Annotated in this window: 19 protein-coding genes; 8 read left to right on the top strand and 11 right to left on the bottom strand. The window is 72.5% G+C overall.

The features are described 5' to 3' along the window. Nucleotides 1-243: 243 nt before the first annotated feature. Complete coding sequence (locus IE264_RS29305) at nucleotides 244-729, top strand: MarR family winged helix-turn-helix transcriptional regulator (protein WP_032758325.1); 486 nt, start codon at nucleotides 244-246, stop codon at nucleotides 727-729. Here the strand turns inward: IE264_RS29305 and IE264_RS29300 are convergent. The 4 genes from IE264_RS29300 to IE264_RS29285 form a co-directional block, all read right to left on the bottom strand. Next, a complete protein-coding gene (locus tag IE264_RS29300; RefSeq protein ID WP_032758324.1) occupies nucleotides 686-1,804 on the bottom strand; it encodes a substrate-binding domain-containing protein in 1,119 nt (372 codons plus the stop codon). The genes IE264_RS29305 and IE264_RS29300 overlap by 44 nt on opposite strands. A 101-nt stretch (nucleotides 1,805-1,905) precedes the next feature. After that, the gene (locus tag IE264_RS29295; protein ID WP_031123786.1) at nucleotides 1,906-2,535 is read right to left on the bottom strand and encodes a TetR/AcrR family transcriptional regulator; all 630 of its coding nucleotides are present in this window, start codon (nucleotides 2,533-2,535) and stop codon (nucleotides 1,906-1,908) included. Nucleotides 2,536-2,641: 106 nt separating this feature from the next. After that, nucleotides 2,642-2,932: a YiaA/YiaB family inner membrane protein gene (locus tag IE264_RS29290; RefSeq protein WP_015607581.1), complete on the bottom strand. Its 291-nt coding sequence runs from the start codon at nucleotides 2,930-2,932 to the stop codon at nucleotides 2,642-2,644. Nucleotides 2,933-3,029: 97 nt separating this feature from the next. Further along, nucleotides 3,030-4,181 carry an acyl-CoA dehydrogenase family protein gene (locus IE264_RS29285; RefSeq protein ID WP_015607582.1) on the bottom strand — a complete coding sequence of 384 codons (1,152 nt, stop codon included), beginning with the start codon at nucleotides 4,179-4,181 and terminating at the stop codon, nucleotides 3,030-3,032. 89 nt (nucleotides 4,182-4,270) lie between these two features. Here IE264_RS29285 and IE264_RS29280 point away from each other — a divergent pair, with 89 nt between their 5' ends. The 3 genes from IE264_RS29280 to ppk2 all read left to right on the top strand — a co-directional run bounded on the left by IE264_RS29280 (nucleotide 4,271) and on the right by ppk2 (nucleotide 7,180). Beyond that, entirely contained in the window at nucleotides 4,271-4,948 is a 678-nt protein-coding gene (locus IE264_RS29280) for a TetR/AcrR family transcriptional regulator (protein WP_032758322.1), read from the top strand. A 254-nt stretch (nucleotides 4,949-5,202) separates the two neighbouring features. Continuing rightward, complete coding sequence (locus IE264_RS29275) at nucleotides 5,203-6,177, top strand: DMT family transporter (protein ID WP_032758320.1); 975 nt, start codon at nucleotides 5,203-5,205, stop codon at nucleotides 6,175-6,177. Next, the gene (gene ppk2, locus IE264_RS29270; protein ID WP_032758318.1) at nucleotides 6,143-7,180 is read left to right on the top strand and encodes a polyphosphate kinase 2; all 1,038 of its coding nucleotides are present in this window, start codon (nucleotides 6,143-6,145) and stop codon (nucleotides 7,178-7,180) included. The genes IE264_RS29275 and ppk2 overlap by 35 nt, the downstream gene beginning before the upstream one ends. On the opposite strand, the gene IE264_RS29265 is transcribed toward ppk2, so the two are convergent. The 7 genes from IE264_RS29265 to IE264_RS29235 form a co-directional block, all read right to left on the bottom strand. Further along, a complete protein-coding gene (locus IE264_RS29265) occupies nucleotides 7,177-8,256 on the bottom strand; it encodes a Zn-dependent alcohol dehydrogenase (protein ID WP_032758317.1) in 1,080 nt (359 codons plus the stop codon). The genes ppk2 and IE264_RS29265 overlap by 4 nt on opposite strands. Before the next feature lie 33 nt (nucleotides 8,257-8,289). Beyond that, complete coding sequence (locus IE264_RS29260; RefSeq protein ID WP_032758316.1) at nucleotides 8,290-9,684, bottom strand: aldehyde dehydrogenase family protein; 1,395 nt, start codon at nucleotides 9,682-9,684, stop codon at nucleotides 8,290-8,292. Nucleotides 9,685-9,830: 146 nt separating this feature from the next. Further along, on the bottom strand, nucleotides 9,831-11,210 hold the full coding sequence (locus IE264_RS29255; RefSeq protein WP_032758315.1) for an ABC transporter ATP-binding protein: 1,380 nt from the start codon (nucleotides 11,208-11,210) through the stop codon (nucleotides 9,831-9,833). 140 nt (nucleotides 11,211-11,350) lie between these two features. Then, nucleotides 11,351-12,667 carry an MFS transporter gene (locus IE264_RS29250; protein WP_032758313.1) on the bottom strand — a complete coding sequence of 439 codons (1,317 nt, stop codon included), beginning with the start codon at nucleotides 12,665-12,667 and terminating at the stop codon, nucleotides 11,351-11,353. Nucleotides 12,668-12,694: 27 nt separating this feature from the next. Then, on the bottom strand, nucleotides 12,695-14,107 hold the full coding sequence (locus IE264_RS29245) for a CitMHS family transporter (protein WP_015607590.1): 1,413 nt from the start codon (nucleotides 14,105-14,107) through the stop codon (nucleotides 12,695-12,697). Between the two features lie 151 nt (nucleotides 14,108-14,258). Then, nucleotides 14,259-16,442 (bottom strand): molybdopterin oxidoreductase family protein, encoded by a 2,184-nt coding sequence (locus tag IE264_RS29240; protein WP_032758312.1) that lies wholly within the window; start codon nucleotides 16,440-16,442, stop codon nucleotides 14,259-14,261. A gap of 144 nt (nucleotides 16,443-16,586) precedes the next feature. Continuing rightward, a complete protein-coding gene (locus IE264_RS29235; RefSeq protein ID WP_015607592.1) occupies nucleotides 16,587-17,198 on the bottom strand; it encodes a TetR/AcrR family transcriptional regulator in 612 nt (203 codons plus the stop codon). A 196-nt stretch (nucleotides 17,199-17,394) separates the two neighbouring features. Here IE264_RS29235 and hmgA point away from each other — a divergent pair, with 196 nt between their 5' ends. From hmgA to IE264_RS29215, 4 genes are all read left to right on the top strand, one after another. After that, nucleotides 17,395-18,714, top strand: a complete 1,320-nt coding sequence (hmgA, locus tag IE264_RS29230) for a homogentisate 1,2-dioxygenase (protein WP_032758311.1) — start codon at nucleotides 17,395-17,397, stop codon at nucleotides 18,712-18,714. 157 nt (nucleotides 18,715-18,871) lie between these two features. Then, nucleotides 18,872-19,645 carry a GntR family transcriptional regulator gene (locus tag IE264_RS29225; RefSeq protein WP_032758310.1) on the top strand — a complete coding sequence of 258 codons (774 nt, stop codon included), beginning with the start codon at nucleotides 18,872-18,874 and terminating at the stop codon, nucleotides 19,643-19,645. Between the two features lie 106 nt (nucleotides 19,646-19,751). Then, nucleotides 19,752-21,017, top strand: coding sequence for a type ISP restriction/modification enzyme (locus IE264_RS29220; RefSeq protein ID WP_032758309.1), 1,266 nt, complete (start codon nucleotides 19,752-19,754; stop codon nucleotides 21,015-21,017). 71 nt (nucleotides 21,018-21,088) lie between these two features. After that, nucleotides 21,089-22,285, top strand: a complete 1,197-nt coding sequence (locus IE264_RS29215; protein ID WP_015607596.1) for a CaiB/BaiF CoA transferase family protein — start codon at nucleotides 21,089-21,091, stop codon at nucleotides 22,283-22,285. Nucleotides 22,286-22,292: the final 7 nt, after the last annotated feature.

Genomic DNA, 22,292 nt, shown 5'->3' with positions numbered 1-22,292 from the left:
CTGTTTCGGGTGTGTTGCGGCGCAGTTGAAGAACAGTTTCCGGCGGAAGTAATCGCGTTTCGCACTCATGTGAGTCGGCGTCAACCGGCCGATCGGTGAACGAATTCGCGATGCAGGTATTCATTACTTCCACTGGAAAGGATCAGAATCGGCATACGGCCTGCCGGGAGAGCGGTGATCGGTTGTAGGCTCCATCGCACCCCCGCCGCGGGGGCCGTGCCGACGTGAGCCCCGAGGAGTGCGATGGCGAGGCAGCCCCAGGACCTGCTCCACCTGCTGACCCGGGCCGAGCGCCTCGCGGCGCGTCGTATCCAGTCCGTGCTCGACGCGTTCGGCTGCTCCGTCGACGCGTGGCGGGTCCTCGACCTGCTCTCGGGCGACGAGGGCCGGAACATGACGTCCCTCGCCGAGGACGCCGCCCTGCCCGCGCCGACCCTCACCAAGATCGTCGACCAACTCGTCGACCAGAACCTGGTGTTCCGCCGCGTCGACCCCGCCGACCGCCGCCGGGTCCTCGCCCAGCTCACCCCCCGGGGCCTGCGGCGGCGCCGGGAGCTCTCGCGCGCGGTACGGGCGGAGTGGGGACCGTCGGTCCCCGGGCTCACGGAGGACGAAGAGGATCAGCTGCTGCCGCTGCTCGGCCGGCTGTCCGGCGCGCTGGCCGACGGCAGCGACAGGGAAGGGGCTACGCCAGCCCCTGCGGGGAATCCAGTTGGGCGAGCACGGTGAAGTCGAGGCCGTCGGCCTCGGCCAGATAGATGCGCTGGCGCACATGCCGCCCGTCCAGGCCGAGCAGACCGCAGGGCCCCTCGTACCGGACGTGGTCGGCGGCCGCGCCGATGGCGGAGACGTCCAGACTGCGGGCGCGCTCGATGAGCGCCGCGAGCAGCAGCACGCCTTCGTAGCAGGACTCGCCGAGGCTGCCGGGGACCGGCGCGTCCGCGCCGAAGCGGGCGGCGTAACGGCCGTGGAAGTCCATGCTGTGCCCGTCCGCGAGCGAGGCGAAGAACCCGGCCGTGCTGTAGAGGTCGACGGTCGCCCCGGGGCCGCTGCCCAGGAGCATGCTCTCGTCCATCAGTGTGCTCAGCCGCAGACAGCGGGCGTCCAGCCCGGCCGCGGCGAACGCCCGGTTGAACCGGACCGCGTCGCTGCCCACGAGCAGCACCAGCACGGCGTCGGCGTCCGCGCGCTCGATACGGCGCAGGACGTCGGCGAAGTCGTCCGTGCCGAGCGGCAGATACGCCTCTCCGCAGACCCGCCCCCGGGACTCCCGCGCGTACCGGCGGGCGGCACGGGCGGTGCAGCGCGGCCAGATGTAGTCGTTCCCGACGACGAACCAGCGGCGCACGTCCCGCATCCGTGCCAGCATCCGCATCGCCGGGAGCAGTTGTCCCGCGGGGGTCTCGCTCGTCATGAAGACGCCCTCGGTCCGCTCACCGCCCTCGTACAGCGCGGTGTACACATACGGCACCCGGTGCGCGACCCGCGGTGCCACCGCCTGCCGCACCGAGCTGATGTGCCATCCGGTGACTCCCTGCACCGCCCCGGCCGCGACCAGCGCCTCGACCTCGGCGGCCACCCTGGACGGCTCGGCCCCGCCGTCCACCTCAAGGAGCCGCAGCTCCCGCCCCAGGACTCCGCCCGCCGCGTTGACCTCCTCCACGGCCAGCCGCGCACACGCTTCGCACCCCGGCCCGAAGATCCCCGCCGGCCCCTGCATCGGATACACCAGCGCCACGTTCAGGACCGACGCGTCCACCGTGAACCACTCGGGGGTACGGAGACGCGTCGGAGGCAGTGACATGCAGCCATGATTGCCCCACCACGTGGCCGGATCCGGACGAGCGCCACGATCGAGACCGATTCGTAGACGTACGCGCCCGTGGGGCCCGGGTCCGGCGGACCCTACGGCTGCGGCGGGGCGCCGACCATCCGCAGGACGAGGTCGGCGTAGAGCGCGCCGACCTCGTCGGGCGTGCGGCTGCCCTGGGCGTTGAACCAGCGGGCCACGTCGATGCAGAGGGAGAGCACGGCGAGGGTGGTGCCGGGGATGTCGGGGACGTCGAACTCCCCCGCCCGCACCCCTTCGCTGATGATCCCGCGCACCACCGCGTCGCTCCTGCGGCGCAGTTCGACGATCTCGGTGCGGTGCTCGGGGCCGAGGGCGTCGAGCTCGTACTGGACGACGCGCGCGGTGGTGTGGCGCTCCGCGTGCCAGCGGACGAAGGACCGTACGGCTCCGGCGAGCCGCTCGGCGGCCGTGCCGTCCCCGTCGGCCTCGGCCTGGAGGAGGTGGAGCGCCCGGTCGTGACCGATCTTGCTGATCCGGTGGAGCAGCTCTTCCTTCGTCTTGTAGTGGATGTAGAGCGCGGCCGGGCTCATCCCGGCGCGGCCGGCGATGTCACGGGTGGTGGTCGCGTGGTACCCGCGCTCGGCGAAGGCGTCGACCGCGGCGACGAGGAGCCGCCGGGCCGCCTCGGGCGTGACCTCGCCCCAGGGAGCGTCGTCGCCGCTCGTCTCCTCCGCCGTGCTCATCACCCGGTGCCCCTCTCCGTCAACAGGACGAACACCATACCCCGAACCTGAGCAAGCGCTTAGGGCCGTCTCATGGGGCGGCGCGGGTTCAGGGCTTCCGGAAGCGTCAGAGCTTCTGGAAGGGGTCGTGCTCGGCGAGGATCTTCTCCAGCCGGGCCTGGTCGACCCGACTGACGATCTGCCCGGCCTCCTGCCGGTCCCGGATCACCTTGGCCAGCGTGAAGCAGGACGTGACGAGGTAGAGCACCCCGATGGCGAGGAAGCCGCGCACCCAGGCATCGGCGTCGAGGAAGAAGATACCGAGGGCCACCGCGCCCATCGCCACCAGGAAGGAGGCGACGGCCTGGCCGTAGAAGGCGGCGGTGCTCTGCTGCTTGACCGATGTCGTGTCACTCATGGGTTCAGCATCCGCCGGCGTGGCGCACGCCACATCCGTGCCCGTACTCAGGCGGGTACTCAGACACACGTACGAGCCGGGGTGGCGGCGGCCGCTCTCAGAACGCGGAGACGCCTGTCAGCGCCCGGCCGATGATGAGCTTCTGGATCTGGCTGGTGCCTTCGTAGAGCGTCATCACGCGGGCGTCCCGGAGCAGCTTCCCGACCGGGTACTCGTCGATGTAGCCGTAGCCGCCGAAGACCTGGATGGCGTTGTTGGCGCAGCGGACGGCGGCCTCGGAGGCGTACAGCTTGGCCTGGGAGGCGGCGGTGGCGAACTCCTGGCCCCGGTCGACGAGGTCGGCGACCCGCCAGGTGAGCAGCCGGGCCGCCTCGACGTCGACGGAGATGTCGCTGAGCAGCTCCTGGACGAGCTGGTGTCCGGCGATGCCCTTTCCGAACTGCTCGCGCTCACCGGCGTACCGCACGGACGCGTCCAGGGCGGCCTGCGCGATACCCACGCACCCCGCCGCGACCGACATCCGGCCCTTGGCGAGGGCCGACATGGCGACGGTGAAGCCCTTGCCCTCGGGGCCGAGGAGGGTGGTGGCCGGTACGCGGACGTCCTGGAGGACCAGTTCGGCGGTGGCCTGGCCGCGCAGGCCGAGCTTGCCGTGGATGGTGCGGCGGGTGAGGCCGGGGGTGTCGGCGGGGACCAGGAAGGCGGAGACGCCGCGGTGGCCGGGGGCGTCGTTCGTGCGGGCGAAGAGCAGGACGACGTCGGCCCAGGTGCCGTTGGTGATGAACATCTTGGTGCCGTTGATGACGTAGTCGCCACCGTCGCGTACGGCCCTGGTGGCGAGGTTTCCGGCGTCCGATCCGGTGCCGGGCTCGGTGAGGCCGAAGCAGCCGATCGCCTCACCGGAGGTGAGCCGGGGCAGCCACTGCCGCTTCTGCTTCTCGTCGCCCCAGGAGGCGATGGTCTTGGCGACCAGGCCGAGCGAGACGGAGACGATCCCGCGCACGGAGGAGTCGCCCCGGCCCAGCTCCTCGGTGACCAGGCAGTACGTGAGGTGGTCACCGCCCGAGCCGCCGTACTCCTCGGGGACGGTGAGACCGAGGAAGCCGAGCGCGCCGAGCTTCTTCACGATCGACCTGTCGACATTCTCGGCCCGGTCCCACGCGACGACGTGCGGAGTGACCTCACGGGCCACGAACTCCTCGGCCAGCCGCCGGACGGCCTCCTGCTCCTCGCTGAGCTCCAGGTTCATTGCGCGCCACCCACTCCTCGTACGGCTTCTCGCGCAGCGCTTTAATTAGCACTGCTAGTTTCTGGTTCGCAGCGCCTACTATGAGCCGCATGGCCCGACCGCGCAAGCCCCTTCTCAGCAGAGACCGCATCGTCGAGGCGGCGAGCTCCCTCGTGGACTCCGAAGGGCTCGACGCCGTCTCCACGCGTCGGCTGGCGGCCGTCCTGGGGGTCAGCGGGCCCTCTCTCTACAACCACTTCCGGAACAAGGACGAGATCCTCGACGCGGTCGCCGACGCCGTCTCCGTACAGGTCGATCTGTCGATGTTCGAGGAGTCCGACGCCCGGGACTGGCGCGAGGCGCTGCACGACTGGGCGCTCTCCTACCGGGCGGCCCTCGCCGCGCACCCGCACATCGTCCCGGTCCTCGCCCGGGGCCCGGGGCGCCGGCCGGCGGGGCTGCGGGTCGCCGACGCGGTGTTCGGGGCGATGGTGGGCGCGGGGTGGCCGCCGGCGCAGGCGACCCGGATCGGGGCGCTGATGCGGTACTTCATCACCGGCTCGGCGCTGGGCTCCTTCGCCGGGGGCTTCGTGGACGACGAGAGCGCGTACGACCCGGCCGACTACCCGCACCTGGGCCAGGCGCACCTGCTGGCCGACCACCGGCGGCAGGTGGACGAGGGGGCGTTCGAGACGGGGCTGCGGGCGTTGCTGGACGGGTTGGCGCTGCAGTACGAGGAGTACGCGCGGCCCACGGAAACGGTTCGGCGTGCGCCGAAGCGTCCTTGACGCGGTCTGCCCACTGCAGCCCGTCCGGCGTTTGAGGACGGAACCCTTGCCCGGGATGGGCGGCGCCCGGGCTTCCCGGACACGGAAGGGGTTGCCCGGTGCCACCGCCACGGTTCCGTCCTCAAACGCCGGACGGGCTGAGGGTGACGGCCTCCGTCCTCAAACGCCGGACGGGCTGGAACTTGCCGGCCGTCGATTGACGGTTGCCGACAATTCGGTGGGGGGCGAACCGTTTCGGCCCTACGGTCGTGGCCATGACGACGACCCCGGCCGACTCCGCCCCCGCCCGATCCTGGCGCGCCACCGCCGCCGCCTGCACCACCGTCGTGCTGTGGGCCTCCGCCTTCGTCTCCATCCGCAGTGCGGGCGAGGCCTACTCCCCCGGCGCCCTGGCCCTCGGGCGGCTCCTCGCGGGCGTGCTGGTGCTCGGGGCGATCCTCCTCCTACGCCGGGAGGGGCTGCCCGGACGCGGCGCCTGGCGCGGGATCATCACGTCCGGGGTGCTGTGGTTCGGGCTCTACATGGTGGCGCTCAACTGGGGCGAGCAGGAGGTCGACGCCGGTACGGCGGCGATGCTGGTGAACATCGGGCCGATCCTGATGGCGCTGCTGGGCGCCCGGATGCTCGGCGAGGGGCTGCCCCGCCGCCTGCTCCTGGGGATGGGCATCTCGTTCTCGGGTGCGGTCGTCGTCGGCCTCGCGATGTCCGGGCACGGCACCTCGTCCGTGCTGGGCGTGGCCCTCTGCCTGCTGGCGGCAGTGGTGTACGCGCTGGGCGTGGTGAGCCAGAAGCCGGCGCTCGCGTACGGCTCCTCGCTCCAGATCAACACCTTCGGCTGCCTGATCGGCGCCGTCGCCTGCCTGCCGTTCACCGGGGTGCTGATCTCCGAGGCGGCCGACGCGCCGATGTCCGCGACCCTGAACATGATCTACCTGGGCGTGTTCCCGACCGCACTGGCCTTCACCACCTGGGGCTACGCGCTGGCCCGGACCACCGCGGGCCGGATGGGCGCCACCACGTACGCGGTCCCGGCGATCGTGGTGCTCATGGCGTGGGTGCTGCTGGACGAGGTGCCGACCCTGCTCGGGGTCCTCGGGGGGCTGCTCTGCCTGGCCGGGGTGGCGGTCTCCCGGAGCCGTCAGCAGACTGGGCCCACACGCGGAAATCCGGACCGGCCGGTGGAGGGAAACCGTCATGACGCGGAGTACCGGAGCGCACGGCGACCGTAATGGCCGTAGTGGCAGTAATGGCCGCAACGGGGCGAAGAAGAAGGCCGCCCGCGAGGAGGCCGCGCGGGCGGCCCGCTTCGGCGGGCCGTACCTCGACGGCTTCCGCGTGGCCGACAGCGGTGACGACGACCCGGTCCTGGTCGAGCCGGACGGCCATGCCCGGGACGCGTGGCGGGAGGACTACCCGTACGAGAACAAGCTCCGGCGCCGCGACTACGAGAAGGCCAAGCGCGCCCTCCAGATAGAGCTGCTGAAGCTCCAGCACTGGGTGAAGGAGCGCGACGAGCGGCTGGTGATCCTCTTCGAGGGGCGGGACGCGGCGGGCAAGGGCGGCACCATCAAGCGGTTCACCGAGCATCTGAATCCGCGTGGTGCCCGCATCGTGGCCCTGGAGAAGCCCACCGAACGTGAGCGCACCCAGTGGTACTTCCAGCGGTACGCGGCGCATCTGCCGAGCGCCGGGGAGATCGTGCTCTTCGACCGCTCCTGGTACAACCGGGCCGGGGTCGAGCGGGTGATGGGGTTCTGCACGACCCGCGAGTACCTGGAGTTCATGCACCAGGCGCCCGGCTTCGAGCGGATGCTCGCCCGGGACGGCATCCACCTGGTGAAGTTCTGGTTCTCCGTCTCCCGCAACGAGCAGCGCAACCGGTTCATGATCCGGCAGATCGACCCCGTACGACGGTGGAAACTGAGCCCCGTCGACCTCGCCTCGCTGGACAAGTGGGACGAGTACACCGAGGCCAAGGAGCTGATGCTCTTCCACACCGACACGGCCGACGCGCCCTGGACGGTGGTGAAGAGCAACGACAAGAAGCGGGCCCGGCTGGAGGCGATGCGGCATGTGCTGGACCGCTTCGACTACCCGGGCAAGGACCCGGAGGTCGTCGGGGCGCCGGACCCGCTGATCGTGGGCCCGGCCTCCCGGCTCTTCGAGGAGGGCGAGATGGACGCCCGGCTGCTGGGTCCGGTGACGTCCACCTCCCGGACCACGGACTACTAGAAGACGACGAGGGCCCGGCCGCCCTTGCCCGCGATCATGTTGTCGAACGCGGCGGGGATACCGTCCAGGGCGATGCGTTCGGTGACCATCATCGACAGGTCGAAACGGCCCGCGCGGATGTGGTCGGCCAGGGCCGGCAGATCGCGGGCCGGGTCGCTGTTGCCGTAGACGCAGCCCGTCAGGGACCGGCCCCAGTGGAAGATCTCCAGGGCGTTGAAGGTGACCTCCTGGTCCTTGCCGCCGATCCCGACGACCGTGGTGCGCCCGCCGCGCCGGGTGGACTCCCAGGCGGCCCGGATGGTCGCGGGCCGGCCGACGCACTCCACGGCCACGTCCGTGCCCTGGCCGCCGGTGAGCTTGCGGATCTCGCGCGGGGTGGTGGCGGAGGCGATGACGTAGTCGGTCGCGCCGGCCTGCCGGGCCAGCTCCTCCTTGGCCGGGGAGACGTCGACCGCGATGATCCGGGAGGCGCCCGCGATCCGGGCGGCCTGGAGCACGGCGAGGCCGACGCCGCCGATCCCGAAGACCACGACGCTCTCGCCCTCGCGGACCCTGGCGCTGTGGTGGATCGCCCCGTAGCCGGTGAGGACCGCGCAGCCGAGGAGGGCGGCGTCGGTGAGCGGAATGCCGTCGGGGGCCGGGAGCACGCAGTTCGCGGCGACGACGGTCTCCTCCGCGAAGGCCGCCACGTTGAGGCCGGGGTGGAGGTCGGTGCCGTCCGCCGTACGGGCGTGGAGGTTGGCGGTCCCCTTCAGGGCGTCGGCGCAGAGCCAGACCTCGCCGATCCCGCAGTGGAAGCAGACCCCGCAGGAGGGGGCCCAGTTGAGGACCACGCCGTCACCGGGCGCGACATGCGTGACGCCCTCGCCGACCGCCAGGACCGTACCGGCTCCCTCATGGCCGAGGACGGCGGGCACCGGGACCCGCATGGTGCCGTTGGTCAGGGACAGGTCGGAGTGGCAGACGCCCGCCGCGGCGAGCGCGATGCGCACCTGACCGGGGCCGGGCTCCGGCAGGACGATGTCGGTGATCTCCAGGGGAGCTCCGACGGCGGGCAGTACGGCGGCGCGGACCACGAACAGGCTCCTTCAGCAGCAGGGTTACGGGGATCAGAACTGGAGCGACTTGGTCTGGAGGTACTCCGCCAGACCGTGCGGGCCCAGCTCGCGGCCGACCCCCGACTGCTTGTAACCGCCGAAGGGGGCCAGCGGGTTGAACCGGCCGCCGTTGATGTCGACCTGCCCGGTGTCCATCCGGCGGGCGAAGGCGACCGCCTCCTCGTCGTCGGCCGCCCACACGGCTCCCGCGAGGCCGTACACGGTGTCGTTGGCGATACGGAGGGCGTCGTCCACGTCCTCGTACCGCAGGATCGAGACCACCGGGCCGAAGATCTCCTCCTGGGCGATGGTCATGTCCGGGGTGACATCGGCGAAGACGGTGGGGCTGACGTAGTAGCCGGTCTCCAGGGGCGCGTCGGGGCCGCCCGCGATCAGCCGGGCGCCCTCGTCCATCCCCTTCCGGATGTAACCCAGCACCCGGGCCTGCTGCTTGGCGTTGACGAGCGGGCCGACCCGCTCGCCGGGCGCGTACTTGAGCACGGCCTGCGCCGCGAGCTCCACGGCCTCCTCGTACCGTTCGGCGTCGACCAGCATCCGGGTCCAGGCGCTGCACGTCTGGCCGGAGTTGGTCATCACGTTGGCGATGCCGACGTTGACCGCCTTGGCGAGGTCGGCGCCGGGGAGGATCACGTTGGCGGACTTGCCGCCGAGTTCGAGGGCGACGCGCTTGACCGCGCCTCCGGCGGTGGCACCGATCTGCCTGCCCACGGCGGTCGAGCCGGTGAACGAGACCAGGTCGACGCCATCGTGCTCGGCGAGCGCCTGACCGGCGACCGGGCCGAGGCCGGTGACCAGGTTGAAGACCCCGGCGGGCAGCCCGGCGGCCTCGGTGGCCTCGGCGAAGAGCTGGGCGGTGAGCGGGGTGTCCTCGGCCGGCTTGAGGACGACCGTGCAGCCGGCGGCGAGCGCGGGGGCGACCTTGGCGACGATCTGGTGGAGCGGGTAGTTCCAGGGGGTGATCGCGCCGACGACCCCGACCGGCTCCAGCAGGACGGTGGAGTTGCCGATCCTCTCCTCGAAGGCGTACGACGCGGCCAGTTCGGCGTACGAGGCGGCGACCAGGACCGGGACGCCCGCGTGGACCATCTGCGAGAGCGGCAGCGGCGAGCCCAGCTCGGCCGTGATCGTCTCGGCCAGCTCGTCCTTGCGGGCGACCAGCGCGTCGCTCAGGGCGGAGAGCCGGGCGGCGCGCTCGGCGGGCGGGGTGGCGGCCCAGCCGGGGAACGCGGCGCAGGCGGCCTTTACCGCCGCGTCGACGTCCTCGGCCGTGCCCGCCGGTACATGGCCGATGAGCTGCTCGTCGGCCGGGTTCACGACCGCGATCGTGTCCTGGCCGACGGCGGGCCGCCACGCGCCGCCGATGTACATCTGGTCATGGGCCTTCATGGCTGTTTCCTCCCGGACGGGCTGTGCGGAGCGCCGACGTGATGTCCCCCACCGCACAAACTAGCGCCGTTAGTTTTCCGACGCCAGGGAGCTCCCGGAGACGCCGGTCACGCCGGGAGGCGTGCGCCCGGTCCGAAGAGGAGGCCTCAGCCGTCCAGGCCGGGCACATCCTGCGGCAGCGGGCAGATGCGGCGGCCGTAGTGGTCGAAGACGTACAGATGCGCCAGGTCCACCAGCAGCGGCACCTGGCCGCCGGTCCGCAGCCGCATGTCGGGGCCGGTGCGCACCACCAGGTCGCCGGAGATGACGGAGGGCCGGTCCGGGGTGCGGACCGCCGCCGGGTCCGGGGCGGGTTCGTCGAGGGCGACGACGGGCCCGCTGATCCGGCCCGCGGCCCGCCCCTTCAGCCGGTCCAGGACGCGGAGGCCGCCCTGACCGCCGAGCACCCCGCCCGGACGGCCCGCGGCGGCCCTGCGGCGCCGGGGCATGGCCCGGGGCTGGGCCGATTCGAGGTCCGGGACGATGGCGGCCTGCGAACCGGTGTTGAGGTGGACCAGCGCCTCGTGGCCCTGGTACTCGACGTGCTCGACGATCCCGCTGAGCGCCACCTCGCCGGGGCGGGCCTGGCTGGGCGGGGCGATCCGGACCGCCTCCGAGCGCAGCCCCACGATGATCCGGCGGCCCTGCTGGATGCGGAGCAACTGGTGGTCGGGGCTGAGGGGTTCGGGCAGGGCGAGCCGCTGACGGCCGAGGTCGATCGACATCCGCCCCTCCAGCGGGGCGTGGACGACGGCCTGGAGGAGGTTGATGCGCGGGGTGCCGATGAACGCGGCCACGAAGACGTTGTCGGGCAGCGCGTAGACGTCCCGGGGCGGGCTGACCTGCTGCAGGACACCGCCGCGCATCACCGCCACACGGTCCCCGAGGGACATCGCCTCTGCCTGATCGTGCGTCACATATACGGTGGTGACGCCGAGTTCCCTGGTGAGCAGGGCGATCTCGGCGCGCAGATGGTTGCGGAGCTTGGCGTCCAGGTTGGAGAGCGGCTCGTCCATCAGGAAGACGGAGGGCCTGCGGGAGATGGCCCGGCCCATCGCCACCCGCTGGCGCTCGCCGCCGGAGAGCTGCGCCGGGTAGCGGTCGAGTACGTGCTCGATGCCGAGCATCCGGGCGGTGGCCTCGATCCGGGCGGTGTTGTCCTCGCGCGGGTTCTCCAGCTTCAGCGGGAAGCCGATGTTGGCCCGGTTGGTCATGCTCGGGTACAGCGCGAAGTTCTGGAACACCATGGCCATCCCGCGTTCGCGCGGCGGGATGTGGTTGGCGAACTCGCCGTCCAGCAGCAGCTCGCCCTCGCTGATCTCCTCCAGACCCGCGATCATGCGCAGCACGGTCGACTTGCCGCAGCCGGAGGGGCCGAGCAGTACGACGAACTCGCCGGGGTCGATGGAGAGCGTGAACCGGTCGACGGCACGCCGGTCCCGGCCGTAGCTCTTGCTGACGTGGTGCAGGGAGATGGCGCGCGTCATGAAGGGTCCCCGGGATGAAGGTGTGGCGTCGCGGTGGGGAGCGGCTGTGGAGGGAAGTTAGCCCACCGGGCGGGGTGTGGGAATGACTCGCGCGAAGGTTGGGACGCGTGGGGCGTACGGGGTTGGGTGGGGCGGGTGCGTCAGGAACGGTTGCGGGTGGCCGGGGGCGTGTTGTCGCTCTGTTCCCGTTCGCGTATCGGGTCTGCGGCAGGCGTTACGGGGGCGGGCTCCGGCTGTACGGAAGCGGGCTGCGGGGGTACGGGTGCCGGGGCCGTTCGTCCGCTGCGCAGGCCCAGGCCCGCCGCGGCCAGCAGCAGGGCGCCGAGCAGCGCGAACGGGGCCGCCGCCCCCGCCGTACCCGCGATCAGCCCCGCGGCGGCGGGAGCGGCGGCCTGGCCCAGCCGGTTGCCGGTGAGGCGCAGGGCCAGTGCGGTGGACCGGGCCTCGGCGGGGGCCGCCTGGACCACCGTGGTCATGGACAGCGGCTGCCCGGCGCCGAGGCAGAACCCGAGGGCGGCCAGCATGACGGCGAGCGCCGGGACGGGGACCGGGAGGACCATGCCCGCGCAGAGCAGGCCGGCCAGCAGGCAGCTGGTGGTCAGCAGGGCGTTCCGGCCGAGGAGCCGCAGCATCGGGGTCATCGCCAGGCGGCAGGCGATCGAGGCGGCGGCCCGGAGGCTGAGCAGCAGCCCGACGGTGGCGGGGGTGATCCCCCGGTGCTCGCCGACGACCGGCAGGTAGGCGGTGAGGATGTCGGTGGAGGACAGGACGGCCATGCTGATGAAGATCCCGGCCGGGACGCCTCGCGCCCCCAGGATCGTGGTGACCGGAACCTTGGCGGGCTGCTTCGTGGCACGGGAGCCGGGCGTACGCCGGTGCTCGATGTGCCAGAGCGAGGTGAGGGCGACCGCGCAGACCGCCGCCGAGACGAGGAGCGCGAGGGCGCTCGTACGCCCCAGAGCACCGCTCTCGCCGGAGATCAGTGCACCCGCCGCGATCGGGCCGATCAGCTGGCCGACCGAGGCGCCGATGGTGAAGTGGCCGAAGTTGCGGTCCTGTTCGGCCGGGGCGGACTGCCGGGCCACGATCGACTGCGCGCCGATCACGAAGCAGAGGTGGCCGAGGCCCATCACCCCGCTCCAGGCGGCCATCGCGGGCAGGGAGGAGACGGCACCGCTGAGCGCGCAGCCGCCGGAGATCAGCACCACGCCGATCGGCAGCAGGGGCGCGCACCGGCCGTGGTCGGTGCGGCGGCCGAGCGGGACGGCGGCGAACAGCGGCAGCAGGGCGTAGACCCCGGCGATGACGCCGACGGCCATCTCGTCCGCACCGAGCGCGAGGGCCCGGTAGGAGACGGCGGGCCGCGCCATCGACACCGCCCCCTGCGCGAAGGCGAAGGCGATGACGAGGCGCAGCAGCCAGCCCCTGCCGGGCCCGGGTCGCGGTGCGGGTGTCATCGGAGCCCACCCATCAGAAGCCACCCATCAGATCGTGCCGAAGAGGATGCCCGCCCCGAGCACCACGAGCGAGGTGAGCACGGCCCACTTGACGGTGAACCGGGTGTGGTCACCGAACTCGACCTTGGCCATGCCGACCAGGACGTAGACGGCGGGGACCAGCGGCGAGGACATGTGCAGGGCCTGGCCGGCCAGGGAGGCGCGGGCGATCTCCAGCGGGGAGACGCCGTGGGCAGCGCCGGCTTCGGCGAGGACGGGGACGACGCCGAAGTAGAAGCCGTCGTTGGACATGAAGTAGGTGAGCGGCAGGCTGAGCAGCCCGGTGACGATGGCCATGTGCGGGCCCATCGCGTCGGGGACGGCGCTGACGACCGAGTCGGCCATGTTCTCGACCATACCGGTGCCGGTGAGGACGCCGGTGAAGACGGCGGCGGCGAAGACCATGCCGGAGACGTTGAGGACGTTGTCGGCGTGGGCGGCGATCCGGGCCCGCTGGTCGGGCATGTGGGGGAAGTTGACGGTGAGGGCCAGGGCGGCGCCGAGGAGGAAGAGCACCGGGATCGGCATCAGCTGCATGATCATCGCGGTCAGCAGGGCGACGGTGAGACCGGCGTTGAACCAGTAGAGCCTGGGCCGCAGGGTGGAGCGGTCGGGGTCGAGGCCCTTGAAGTCCTCGTCGTCCTCGTCACCGTCACCGTCCTGCGTGATTTCCGCCGAACCCGAGCCGCCGGAGCCCTTCCGCAGACGGTCCTCCCCGCCCCCGCCCGCCCCGGCCAGGACGGTCTCCTGCTCCGGCTCCCGTACCAGCGCCTCGTCCAGCGTGAGCATGCCCAGGCGCTTGCGCTCGCGGAGGCCCAGTACGTACGAGAGCAGGAAGACGGCGAGCAGTCCGACGGCGAGCGCCGGGATCATGGGGATGAAGATCTCGGAGGCGTCCAGCTTGAGCGCGGTCGCGGCACGCGCGGTGGGGCCGCCCCAGGGAAGGGTGTTCATGACACCGTTCGCCGTGGCCGCCACACCGGTCATGACGACCAGGCTCATCTTGAGGCGTTTGTAGAGCGGATACATCGCCGAGACGGTGATCATGAAGGTGGTGGAGCCGTCGCCGTCCAGGGAGACGATCGCGGCGAGCACCGCCGTACCGACGACGATCCGCATCGGGTCCGCCTTGCAGAACCGCAGAATGCCTCGGACGATCGGGTCGAAGAGGCCGACGTCGATCATCACGCCGAAGTAGACGATGGCGAACATCAGCATGGCGGCGGTCGGCGCCAGGTTGCCGACGCCGTCGATGACGTAGTCGCCGAGCTTCGCCCCCTGTCCGACGGCGACGCAGAAGAGTGCGGGGATCAGTACCAGCGCCGCGATCGGCGACATCTTCTTCGTCATGATCAGGACCAGGAAGGTCGCGATCATGGCGAAGCCGAGGATTGTCAGCATGGGGGATACCTAACGTTCATCCTTGAACTCCCACCGGTCTCGGCGGTCGGTCCGGACGACGTTAGGGGCCCCCTCGAAGAGTTAACAAGACGTTGACACGTGAGCAATACGAGCAAAACCCCAGGTCAACGCGGTGGCGTTACGGAGAGGGTTACGGGGACGGGGTCACCGTAACCGGAATGGCGTTCAGTACGGCGGTGCCGGAGAGCGGGTCCAGGAGGGTGCCGTCGAGCAGCTGGTTCACGTTCACCCCGGGGTGGGCGGCGGCCACCGACATGCGGGTGCCGGGGCGGCTGTGGCCCCAGCCGTGCGGGAGGCTCACCACTCCGCTGCGTACGGTGTCCGTGATCTCGGCGGGGGCCTCGACCCCACCGCCCGCCGACTCGATCCGGACCGTGGCGCCGTCCACGAGCCCGAGCCGGGCCGCGTCGTCGGGGTGGATCTGGAGGGTGCAGACGTTGGAGCCGCCGCTGAGCGAACCGACGTTGTGCATCCAGCTGTTGTTGGAGCGCAGATGGCGGCGGCCGACGAGCACGAGCGGGGCGGGGCTCTCGCCCAGCGCCCGGCGCAGGCGGGGCAGGTCGGCGGCGATCGCGGCGGGGAGCAGTTCGATGCGACCGGAGCGGGTGCGCAGGATCTCCGGGACGCGCGGCTTCAGCGGGCCGAGGTCGATGCCGTGCGGGTGGGCGAGGAGTTCCTCCAGCGTCAGGCCGTACGGGCCGAGCCGCAGCATGAGGTCGAGGCGGCGTTCGGGTCCGCTCTCCCCGGTGAGTTCGCCGGCCAGCTCCTTCGGGGCCCCGGCCCGGGTGATCGCGGTGGTGATGGCGAGGTCGTCGACGGCGGAGGGCGGGGCGCCGTGCATCCCGCTCACCGCGAGGATCAGCCGGGCGTGGATCTCGCTCTCGTCCATCCGGCCGTCCTCCAGCGGTACGGGGGCCGGGGTATAGCGGACCTGGTTGTGCACGGCGAAGGAGTTGAACGCGAAGTCGAAGTGGGCGCTCTGCGAGGGCGGCGGCGGGGGCAGGACGACATCCGCGTGGCGGGAGGTCTCGTTGAGGTACGGGTCGACGCTGACCATGAAGTCGAGCCGGCCGGCGAGGGCCGCGTCGAGCCGGTCGCCGTCGGGCGCGGAGAGGACGGGGTTGGCGGCGAGGACGACCAGGGCGCGGATGCGGCCCTCGCCCGGGGTCTCGATCTCCTCGGCCAGAGCGGCGGTGGGGAGTTCACCCTTGGCCTCGGGGTGACCGGAGACCCGGCTCGCCCAGCGGCCCAGGGCGAAGCCCTTGCCGGGGGCGGCGGCGCGTGGGGCGCGGGCCGTGGCGGAGAGCGGGAACAGCGCGCCGCCGGGGCGGTCGAGGTTGCCGGTGAGGATGTTGAGGACGTCCACCAGCCAGCTGGCGAGGGTGCCGTGCTCGACGGTGCAGCTGCCGATCCGCGCGTAGACGGCGGCGGTGGGGGCGGCGGCCAGTTCCCGGGCGAGGGCGGTGATGGTGGCCGCGTCCACATCACAGGCGGCGGCGACCGCGTCCGGGGTGAAGCCGGCGAGGGCGGCGGCGAGTTCGTCCGCGCCCTCCAGGTGTTCGGCGAGCGGGCCGGGGTCGGCGAGCTTCTCCTGAAGGAGGACGTGGGCCATCGCGGCGAGCAGCAGGGCATCGGCTCCCGGCCGGATCGCCACATGCCGGTCGGCGAGGCGGGCGGTACGGGTGCGGCGCGGGTCGATGACGGTGAGGGTGCCACCGCGCCGGCGCAGCGCCTTGAGCCGGCCGGGGAAGTCGGGCGCGGTGCAGAGGCTGCCGTTGGACTCCAGGGGGTTGGCGCCGATCAGCAGGAGGTGGTCGGTGCGGTCGAGATCCGGTACGGGGATGGCGTGCGCGTCGCCGAAGAGCAGCCCGCTGGAGACGTGCTTGGGCATCTGGTCCAGGGTGCTCGCCGTGAACACGTTGCGGGTGCGCAGGGCGGCGAGCAGCAGGGGCGGGTAGAGGGAGCCCGCCATGGTGTGGACGTTGGGGTTGCCGAGCACCACCCCGACGGCCTGCGGGCCGTGGGCCTCGGCCAGGGCCGGTATGCGGTCGGCGATCCGGTCGAACGCCTCGTCCCAGGTCGCCTCGCGCAGCTCCCCGTCCTCTCCTCGTACGAGGGGGACGCGCAGCCGGTCGGGGTCGCCGTCCAGGCCCCCGAAGGACGCCCCCTTGGGGCAGATGAAGCCCCGGCTGAAGATGTCGTCGCGGTCGCCGCGCGCACCCGTGACGGTGGTCCCCTCGATGGTCAGGGTGAGGCCGCAGGTGGCTTCGCAGAGGGGGCAGATACGCGGTGCGGTACGGGAGTCGTGGGACATGGGCCCTCCCCGGGGCGACGGCGGTGGCAACGCTGACGACACGGCGAGCATACCGACCGGTAGGCATGTCGGGGAGGCGCTGGAGGGCGGCACTTGGCGAGCACTCCACGCACCCGGCCCCGCCCCCTTCCCTCCCCGGCGCCCTCAGTCCAGGATCTGCGCGAGGTACGCCCGTACCAGCGTCCGGGTCTCGGCGACGATCGCCGGGTCCCCCGCCGGGTCCGTACGGAAGGCGAGCTGGAGCAGGGCGTCCGCCGCCTCGACGCTGACCAGGACGGCCCGCAGCAGCTCCGGGCCGGGGTGGCGGCCGAGGTGTCCGGCGAGGAGTTCGCCGAGCCGGCCCGCGAGGCGCCGGTTGGCGTCGTCCGCCGCCTCCTCGGCGGGCGACGGGGGCCCGAAGTCGACCAGGGTGAAGCCGGGCACGGTCCGCTTCATCGCCAGGTACTCGTCCAGCACCGCGTCGATGGCCCCGCGCCAGTCGTCGGCGGGGAGGGAGCCGAGCCGGGCGGTGATGCGCTCGGCGTAGAGGTCCAGGTTGCGCAGCGCGAGGGCTTCGACCAGGGCCCGCTTGTTGGAGAAGAAGCGGTAGACGGAGCCGATGGGCACCTCGGCGCGCAGGGCGACGTCACGGGTGGAGAGCTGCTCGTAACCGGTCTCGTCGAGCAGTCCGGCGCAGGCGTCGAGTATCCGGGCGAGCCGGTCGGCGCTGCGCTGCTGCACGGGGGCGCGGCGGAGGTTCGGGTTCGGGTGGGGCACGGACCCATGATGCCGTGGACCTTCCGGGCGCCGTCCGCAAGCCCCTCGGAAGCCACCCCGCGCCCCGGATCGGCGTCCGGAACCCCCCGAATGGCGCGATCCATGCCGTTGACGCGCCCGCCTCCTATTCCTACGGTGTCCCATAGGATTCGTTGTCCGGCGGATTCGAGGGCTTCATGGGCACCGGGAGTGCGGGATGAGCGGCATCGAGCAGGCGAGGAAGACGGCGGAGGGGCTGACGTACTCCTCCGGTTTCGGCAACGAGCACAGCTCGGAGGCGGTTCCGGGGGCGCTGCCGCACGGCCGCAACTCACCCCAGCGCGCCCCCCTCGGGCTCTACGCGGAGCAGCTGAGCGGCTCCGCCTTCACCGAGCCCCGCGCGGACAACCGCCGCTCCTGGCTCTACCGGATCCGCCCCTCCGCCGCCCACCCGGCCTTCACCCGGGCCGACAACGGCGGCCTGCGCACGGCACCCTTCACCGAGACCGTGCCGGACCCGAACCGGCTCCGCTGGAACCCGCTCCCCGACCCCACGCCCGGCACGGACTTCGTCAGCGGGCTGTGGACCCTGGGCGGCAACGGGGACGCCACCCAGCGCACGGGCATGGCGGTTCACCTCTACCACGCCAACTCCTCCATGACCGACCGGGTGTTCAGCGACTCCGACGGCGAGCTGCTGATCGTCCCGGAGCGCGGCGGGCTGCTGCTCCGCACCGAACTGGGCCTGCTCCGCGCCGAACCGGGCCATGTCGCGCTGATCCCGCGTGGCGTCCGCTTCCGGGTGGAGCTGCTGGACGAGACCGCACGCGGGTACGTCTGCGAGAACTACGGCCGCCCGTTCGCGCTCCCGGACCTCGGGCCGATCGGCGCCAACGGCCTGGCGCACGCCCGGGACTTCCTGGCCCCCGTCGCCGCGTACGAGACCGAGGACCGGCCGGTGGAGGTGATCAACAAGTACTGCGGCAACCTCTGGACGGCCACGTACGACCACTCCCCGCTCGACGTCGTCGCCTGGTACGGCACGCACACCCCGTACGTCTACGACCTGCGCCGGTTCAACGTCATCGGCACGATCAGCTACGACCACCCCGACCCCTCGATCTTCACGGTGCTGACCTCGCCGTCCGACACCCCGGGCCTCGCCGGTGTCGACTTCGTCGTCTTCGCGCCGCGCTGGCTGGTCGGCGAGGACACGTTCCGGCCTCCCTACTTCCACCGGAACGTGATGAGCGAGTACATGGGGCTGATCGACGGCGCGTACGACGCGAAGGCGGAGGGCTTCGTCCCCGGCGGCGGCTCGCTGCACAACATGATGTCGGCCCACGGACCGGACCGCGAGACCTTCGACCGGGCGAGCGCGGCGGAGCTGAAGCCGCAGAAGATCGAGGACGGTCTGGCCTTCATGTTCGAGACCCGCTGGCCGATCATCGCGACCCCGCAGGCGGCCGGCGCCGGCCATCTGCAGCGCGGCTACGACGACGTGTGGCAGGGTCTGAGCCGCAACTTCCGGCCGTAGAGGGACAAGGCGGGCGGAGGGGCCCGGAGGACGGGACGGGGACGACGTGACAGAGAGCCATGAGACGACGACGGCCGAGGCGGGGACTGCCGAAGCGGGGACTGCCGAGACGGGGCGGGGCAGGGCGGCGGAGACCGACGGGGACGCGGGGGCCGGGGTGAACCCGGTGGGCCGGCCGCACCCGCCCGCCTTCGCCCCCGACTCGCTCGTCCTCAACCGGAAGCTGCCGCTCTGGTACCAGGTCTCCCAGTCCCTGCGGGCCTCCATACTCGGCCGTCCGCAGGACGCCTCCCCCCGGCTGCCCACCGAGGAGCAGCTCGCCGCGCACTACGGGGTCAGCGTGCTCACGATGCGCCAGGCGCTCAAGGAGCTGGAGACGGAGGGGCTGATCAGCAGGCACCGGCGACGCGGCACGTTCATCGAGCCGCGCGCCCGGCGGGTCTCCCCGGTCCGGCTGCTGGGCTCGGTCGACGCGATCGTCGCCCAGCAGTCCGGGGAGGCGACGACGGTTCTCGGCCACGGGTCGGTGCCGGTGCCCGGCGATCTCGCGGAGTTCTTCCCGGACTGCGGCGAGGTGGTCACCTACCGGCGGCTGCGCCGCGACGGCGAGAGCGACGAGCCGACCAACTGGGCGGAGAACGCGGTACGCCCCGACATCGCTGCCCGGATCGACGTGGCCGACCTCGAACGGTGGCCGATGACCAAGGTGCTGCGGGATGTCGTCGGGGTCAGGATCTCCCGGATCACCGACACGGTGGAGGCCCGGCTCGCCGACCCGGCCACCGCCGAACTCCTCCAGGTCCCGCTGCTCAGCCCGATCCTGCACTACACGGGCGTGACGTACGACGAGGAGGGGCGCGTGGTGGATGTGGCCCGGATCCGCTACCGGGGCGACCGGTTCTCGTTCTCGGTGACGGTGGAGGCCCACTAGGACGCCCGCCGGGACACCCACTACGGGGCGCCTGCCCCCGCCGTTACGATGCGAACGGGTCATGGCGGACAGGGCCGGCGGAGAGCGGACTGGGGAGGACGGCTCGGTGGCAGCGCGCAGGACGGCGGCGGCCGGATCCGGCGAGGACGGGAAGTCCTTGCCGCTGGACGAGCTGATGCCGTGGTCGGTGCGGCCGCTGAGAACCGGCCGCTCCTGGGTGATGGGCCCCGATCCCACCGCGCTCCGCGCCCGCTGGGAGCGGCTGGCCGCCGCCGAGGGCGCCGAGCAGGAGCGGCTGTTCCGCCCGAGCCGCTCCCGTACGCCCGACACCCCGGTCGCCGCGCTGCCCGGCCGGTCCACCGGCACCGGCCGCTTCGCCCGCGAACCGGGCGCCTGCCCCGACCCCGTACGGATCCTGCACGGCCCCTTCGACGAGCAGTGGCTGCTCCCCGACCACCGGCTGATCGACGCGGCCCGCCCGGAGCTGTGGCGGGTCGGCGACGAGCGGCAGCTCTTCACGGTCGAACACGGTTACGTGCCCCAGGCCACCGGGCCCACGCTGTCGGTGACCCACCTGCTCCCCGACGGGCACTCCCCCGCCGGGCGCGCGGGCCGGATCCGGCCGCTGTACCGGCGGCCCGACGCCACCGACCCCAACCTGGCACCCGGTCTGCTCGACGTACTGCGTGCGCGGCTGGGGCCGGAGGTGGCGCCCGGGTCCGTACTGGCCTGGATCACGGCCGCCGCCCTGCCCTCCCCGTCCGGCTGCCGGGTCCCGCTGCCTGCCGACGCCGAGGTGTGGGCGGCCGGGGTGGAGCTCGGCCGGGAGCTGGTACGGGTGCAGCTGCGCGGGGCCCGGGGCGGCGAGCGGCCCCGGCTGCCGGGCGGGCGCAGGCCCTACGTGCGGGCGGCGCTCCCGGCCCGGCCCGCCGGGATCGTGTACGACGCGCAGGCCGAGGCCCTGGTCATCGGCGATGGCCGGATCTCGCCGGTGCCCGCGGGGGCCTGGGAGTTCACGGTGAGCGGCGTACGGGTGCTGGAGCTCTGGTTCGAACGCCGGGCGGCGGCAGCGGTGGGCGCGGTCCCCGAGGGGGCGGACGCAGACGGGCTCGACGCGGTCGGGGCGCGCGGGTGGACCCCGGAGTGGACCTCGGAGCTGCTGGAGCTCATCTCCGTACTGGCACTCCTGGACGGGCTGCGGCCCCGGCAGGAGGCGCTGCGGGCCCGGCTGGAGCGGGCCGAGGTGCCCCTGATCTCCCGGGACGAGCTGCGGGCGGCCGGGGTGCTGCCGGTTCCGGGCTCCGTACGGCTTCCCGCCTCGGTCCTCGGCCACCAGGAGGAGGGACCGGAGGGGCAATTCGCGTTGCTGTGAGAGTGGGCGGACAGCCTTCCTGTGGGGGTGGGAGGTGGCGAAGGGCCCGGTCGGCAGGGTAAGCACGGGCCATGAGCACTCAGCCACTCCCCCTCGACGGCATCACCGTGGTGGCCGTCGAACAGGCGGTCGCCGCCCCCTTCGCCACCCGGCAGCTCGCCGACCTCGGGGCCAGGGTCATCAAGGTGGAGCGCCCGGACGGCGGCGACTTCGCGCGCGGGTACGACACGGCGGCCCGCGGTCTCGCCTCGCACTTCGTCTGGTGCAACCGGGGCAAGGAGTCCCTCGCCGTCGATCTGAAGGACCCGCGCGGCCTGGCGGTGGTGCGTGAACTCGTCGCCGGGGCGGATGTGTTCGTGCAGAACCTGGCCCAGGGCGCCGCGGCCCGGCTCGGGCTGGACGCCGCCACGCTCTGCGCGGCGCACCCGCGGCTGGTGGCCGTGGACATCTCCGGCTACGGGGAGAGCGGACCGTACGCGCACAAGCGGGCCTACGACATGCTCGTGCAGTGCGAAGCGGGCCTGGTCTCCGTCACCGGGACCGCCGAGCAGCCGGTGAAGGCGGGCATCCCGGCGGCGGACATCGCGGCGGCCATGTACGCGTTCTCCGGGGTGCTGGCGGCGCTGCTGCGGCGGGGTACGACCGGCCGGGGCGGGCCGGTGGAGGTCTCCATGCTGGACGCGCTGGCCGAGTGGATGGGGCATCCGCTGCACCAGGGGATGCACGGGGCCGCTCCCCCGCCGCGTACCGGGCTCGCGCACTCGGTGATCGCGCCGTACGACGCCTACGGCACGGCCGACGGCGAACAGGTCCTGCTCTCGGTGCAGAACGACCGGGAGTGGCGGCGGCTGGCCGAACAGGTTCTCGTACGACCCGAGTTGGCCGACGATCCGGACTTCGCGACGAACACCGCGCGCACCGCGAACCGGGAGCGGACCGACGAGGTGGTGGGGCGGGCGCTGGCGCGGCTGACGGGCCGGGAGGCGCTCGACGCGCTGGACGCGGCGGGGATCGCCTGCGCCCGGCTGAACACGGTCGCCGATGTGGCGGCGCACCCGCAGCTCGCGGCGCGGGACCGGTGGCGGGAAGTGGAGTCACCGGTCGGGCCGTTGCGGGCGCTGCTGCCGCCGATCACACTGCCGGGCGGGGCGGAGCCTTCGATGGGTGCCGTACCGGCGCTGGGTGAACACACCGATGAGCTGCTGCGAGCCCTGGGGATGACGGACGAGCAGACATCGGTGCTGCGCCGGGACGGGGTGATCGCCTGAGCCGTCC

Source organism: Streptomyces microflavus, assembly GCF_014650075.1.
GTDB classification, from domain to species: Bacteria; Actinomycetota; Actinomycetes; order Streptomycetales; family Streptomycetaceae; genus Streptomyces; species Streptomyces microflavus.
This window is presented reverse-complemented; position numbering and strand designations above follow the sequence as displayed.

Bases quoted from the DNA above. Each gene is read 5' to 3' on its own strand.
- IE264_RS29215 (WP_015607596.1), top strand. From the start codon at position 21,089: ATGAGCACTCAGCCACTCCCCCTCGACGGCATCACCGTGGTGGCCGTC.
- hmgA (WP_032758311.1), top strand. From the start codon at position 17,395: ATGAGCGGCATCGAGCAGGCGAGGAAGACGGCGGAGGGGCTGACGTAC.
- IE264_RS29300 (WP_032758324.1), bottom strand. From the start codon at position 1,804: ATGTCACTGCCTCCGACGCGTCTCCGTACCCCCGAGTGGTTCACGGTG.
- IE264_RS29250 (WP_032758313.1), bottom strand. From the start codon at position 12,667: ATGACACCCGCACCGCGACCCGGGCCCGGCAGGGGCTGGCTGCTGCGC.
- IE264_RS29280 (WP_032758322.1), top strand. From the start codon at position 4,271: ATGGCCCGACCGCGCAAGCCCCTTCTCAGCAGAGACCGCATCGTCGAG.
- IE264_RS29305 (WP_032758325.1), top strand. From the start codon at position 244: ATGGCGAGGCAGCCCCAGGACCTGCTCCACCTGCTGACCCGGGCCGAG.
- IE264_RS29285 (WP_015607582.1), bottom strand. From the start codon at position 4,181: ATGAACCTGGAGCTCAGCGAGGAGCAGGAGGCCGTCCGGCGGCTGGCC.
- IE264_RS29245 (WP_015607590.1), bottom strand. From the start codon at position 14,107: ATGCTGACAATCCTCGGCTTCGCCATGATCGCGACCTTCCTGGTCCTG.
- ppk2 (WP_032758318.1), top strand. From the start codon at position 6,143: ATGACGCGGAGTACCGGAGCGCACGGCGACCGTAATGGCCGTAGTGGC.
- IE264_RS29260 (WP_032758316.1), bottom strand. From the start codon at position 9,684: ATGAAGGCCCATGACCAGATGTACATCGGCGGCGCGTGGCGGCCCGCC.
- IE264_RS29255 (WP_032758315.1), bottom strand. From the start codon at position 11,210: ATGACGCGCGCCATCTCCCTGCACCACGTCAGCAAGAGCTACGGCCGG.
- IE264_RS29275 (WP_032758320.1), top strand. From the start codon at position 5,203: ATGACGACGACCCCGGCCGACTCCGCCCCCGCCCGATCCTGGCGCGCC.
- IE264_RS29295 (WP_031123786.1), bottom strand. From the start codon at position 2,535: ATGAGCACGGCGGAGGAGACGAGCGGCGACGACGCTCCCTGGGGCGAG.
- IE264_RS29290 (WP_015607581.1), bottom strand. From the start codon at position 2,932: ATGAGTGACACGACATCGGTCAAGCAGCAGAGCACCGCCGCCTTCTAC.
- IE264_RS29240 (WP_032758312.1), bottom strand. From the start codon at position 16,442: ATGTCCCACGACTCCCGTACCGCACCGCGTATCTGCCCCCTCTGCGAA.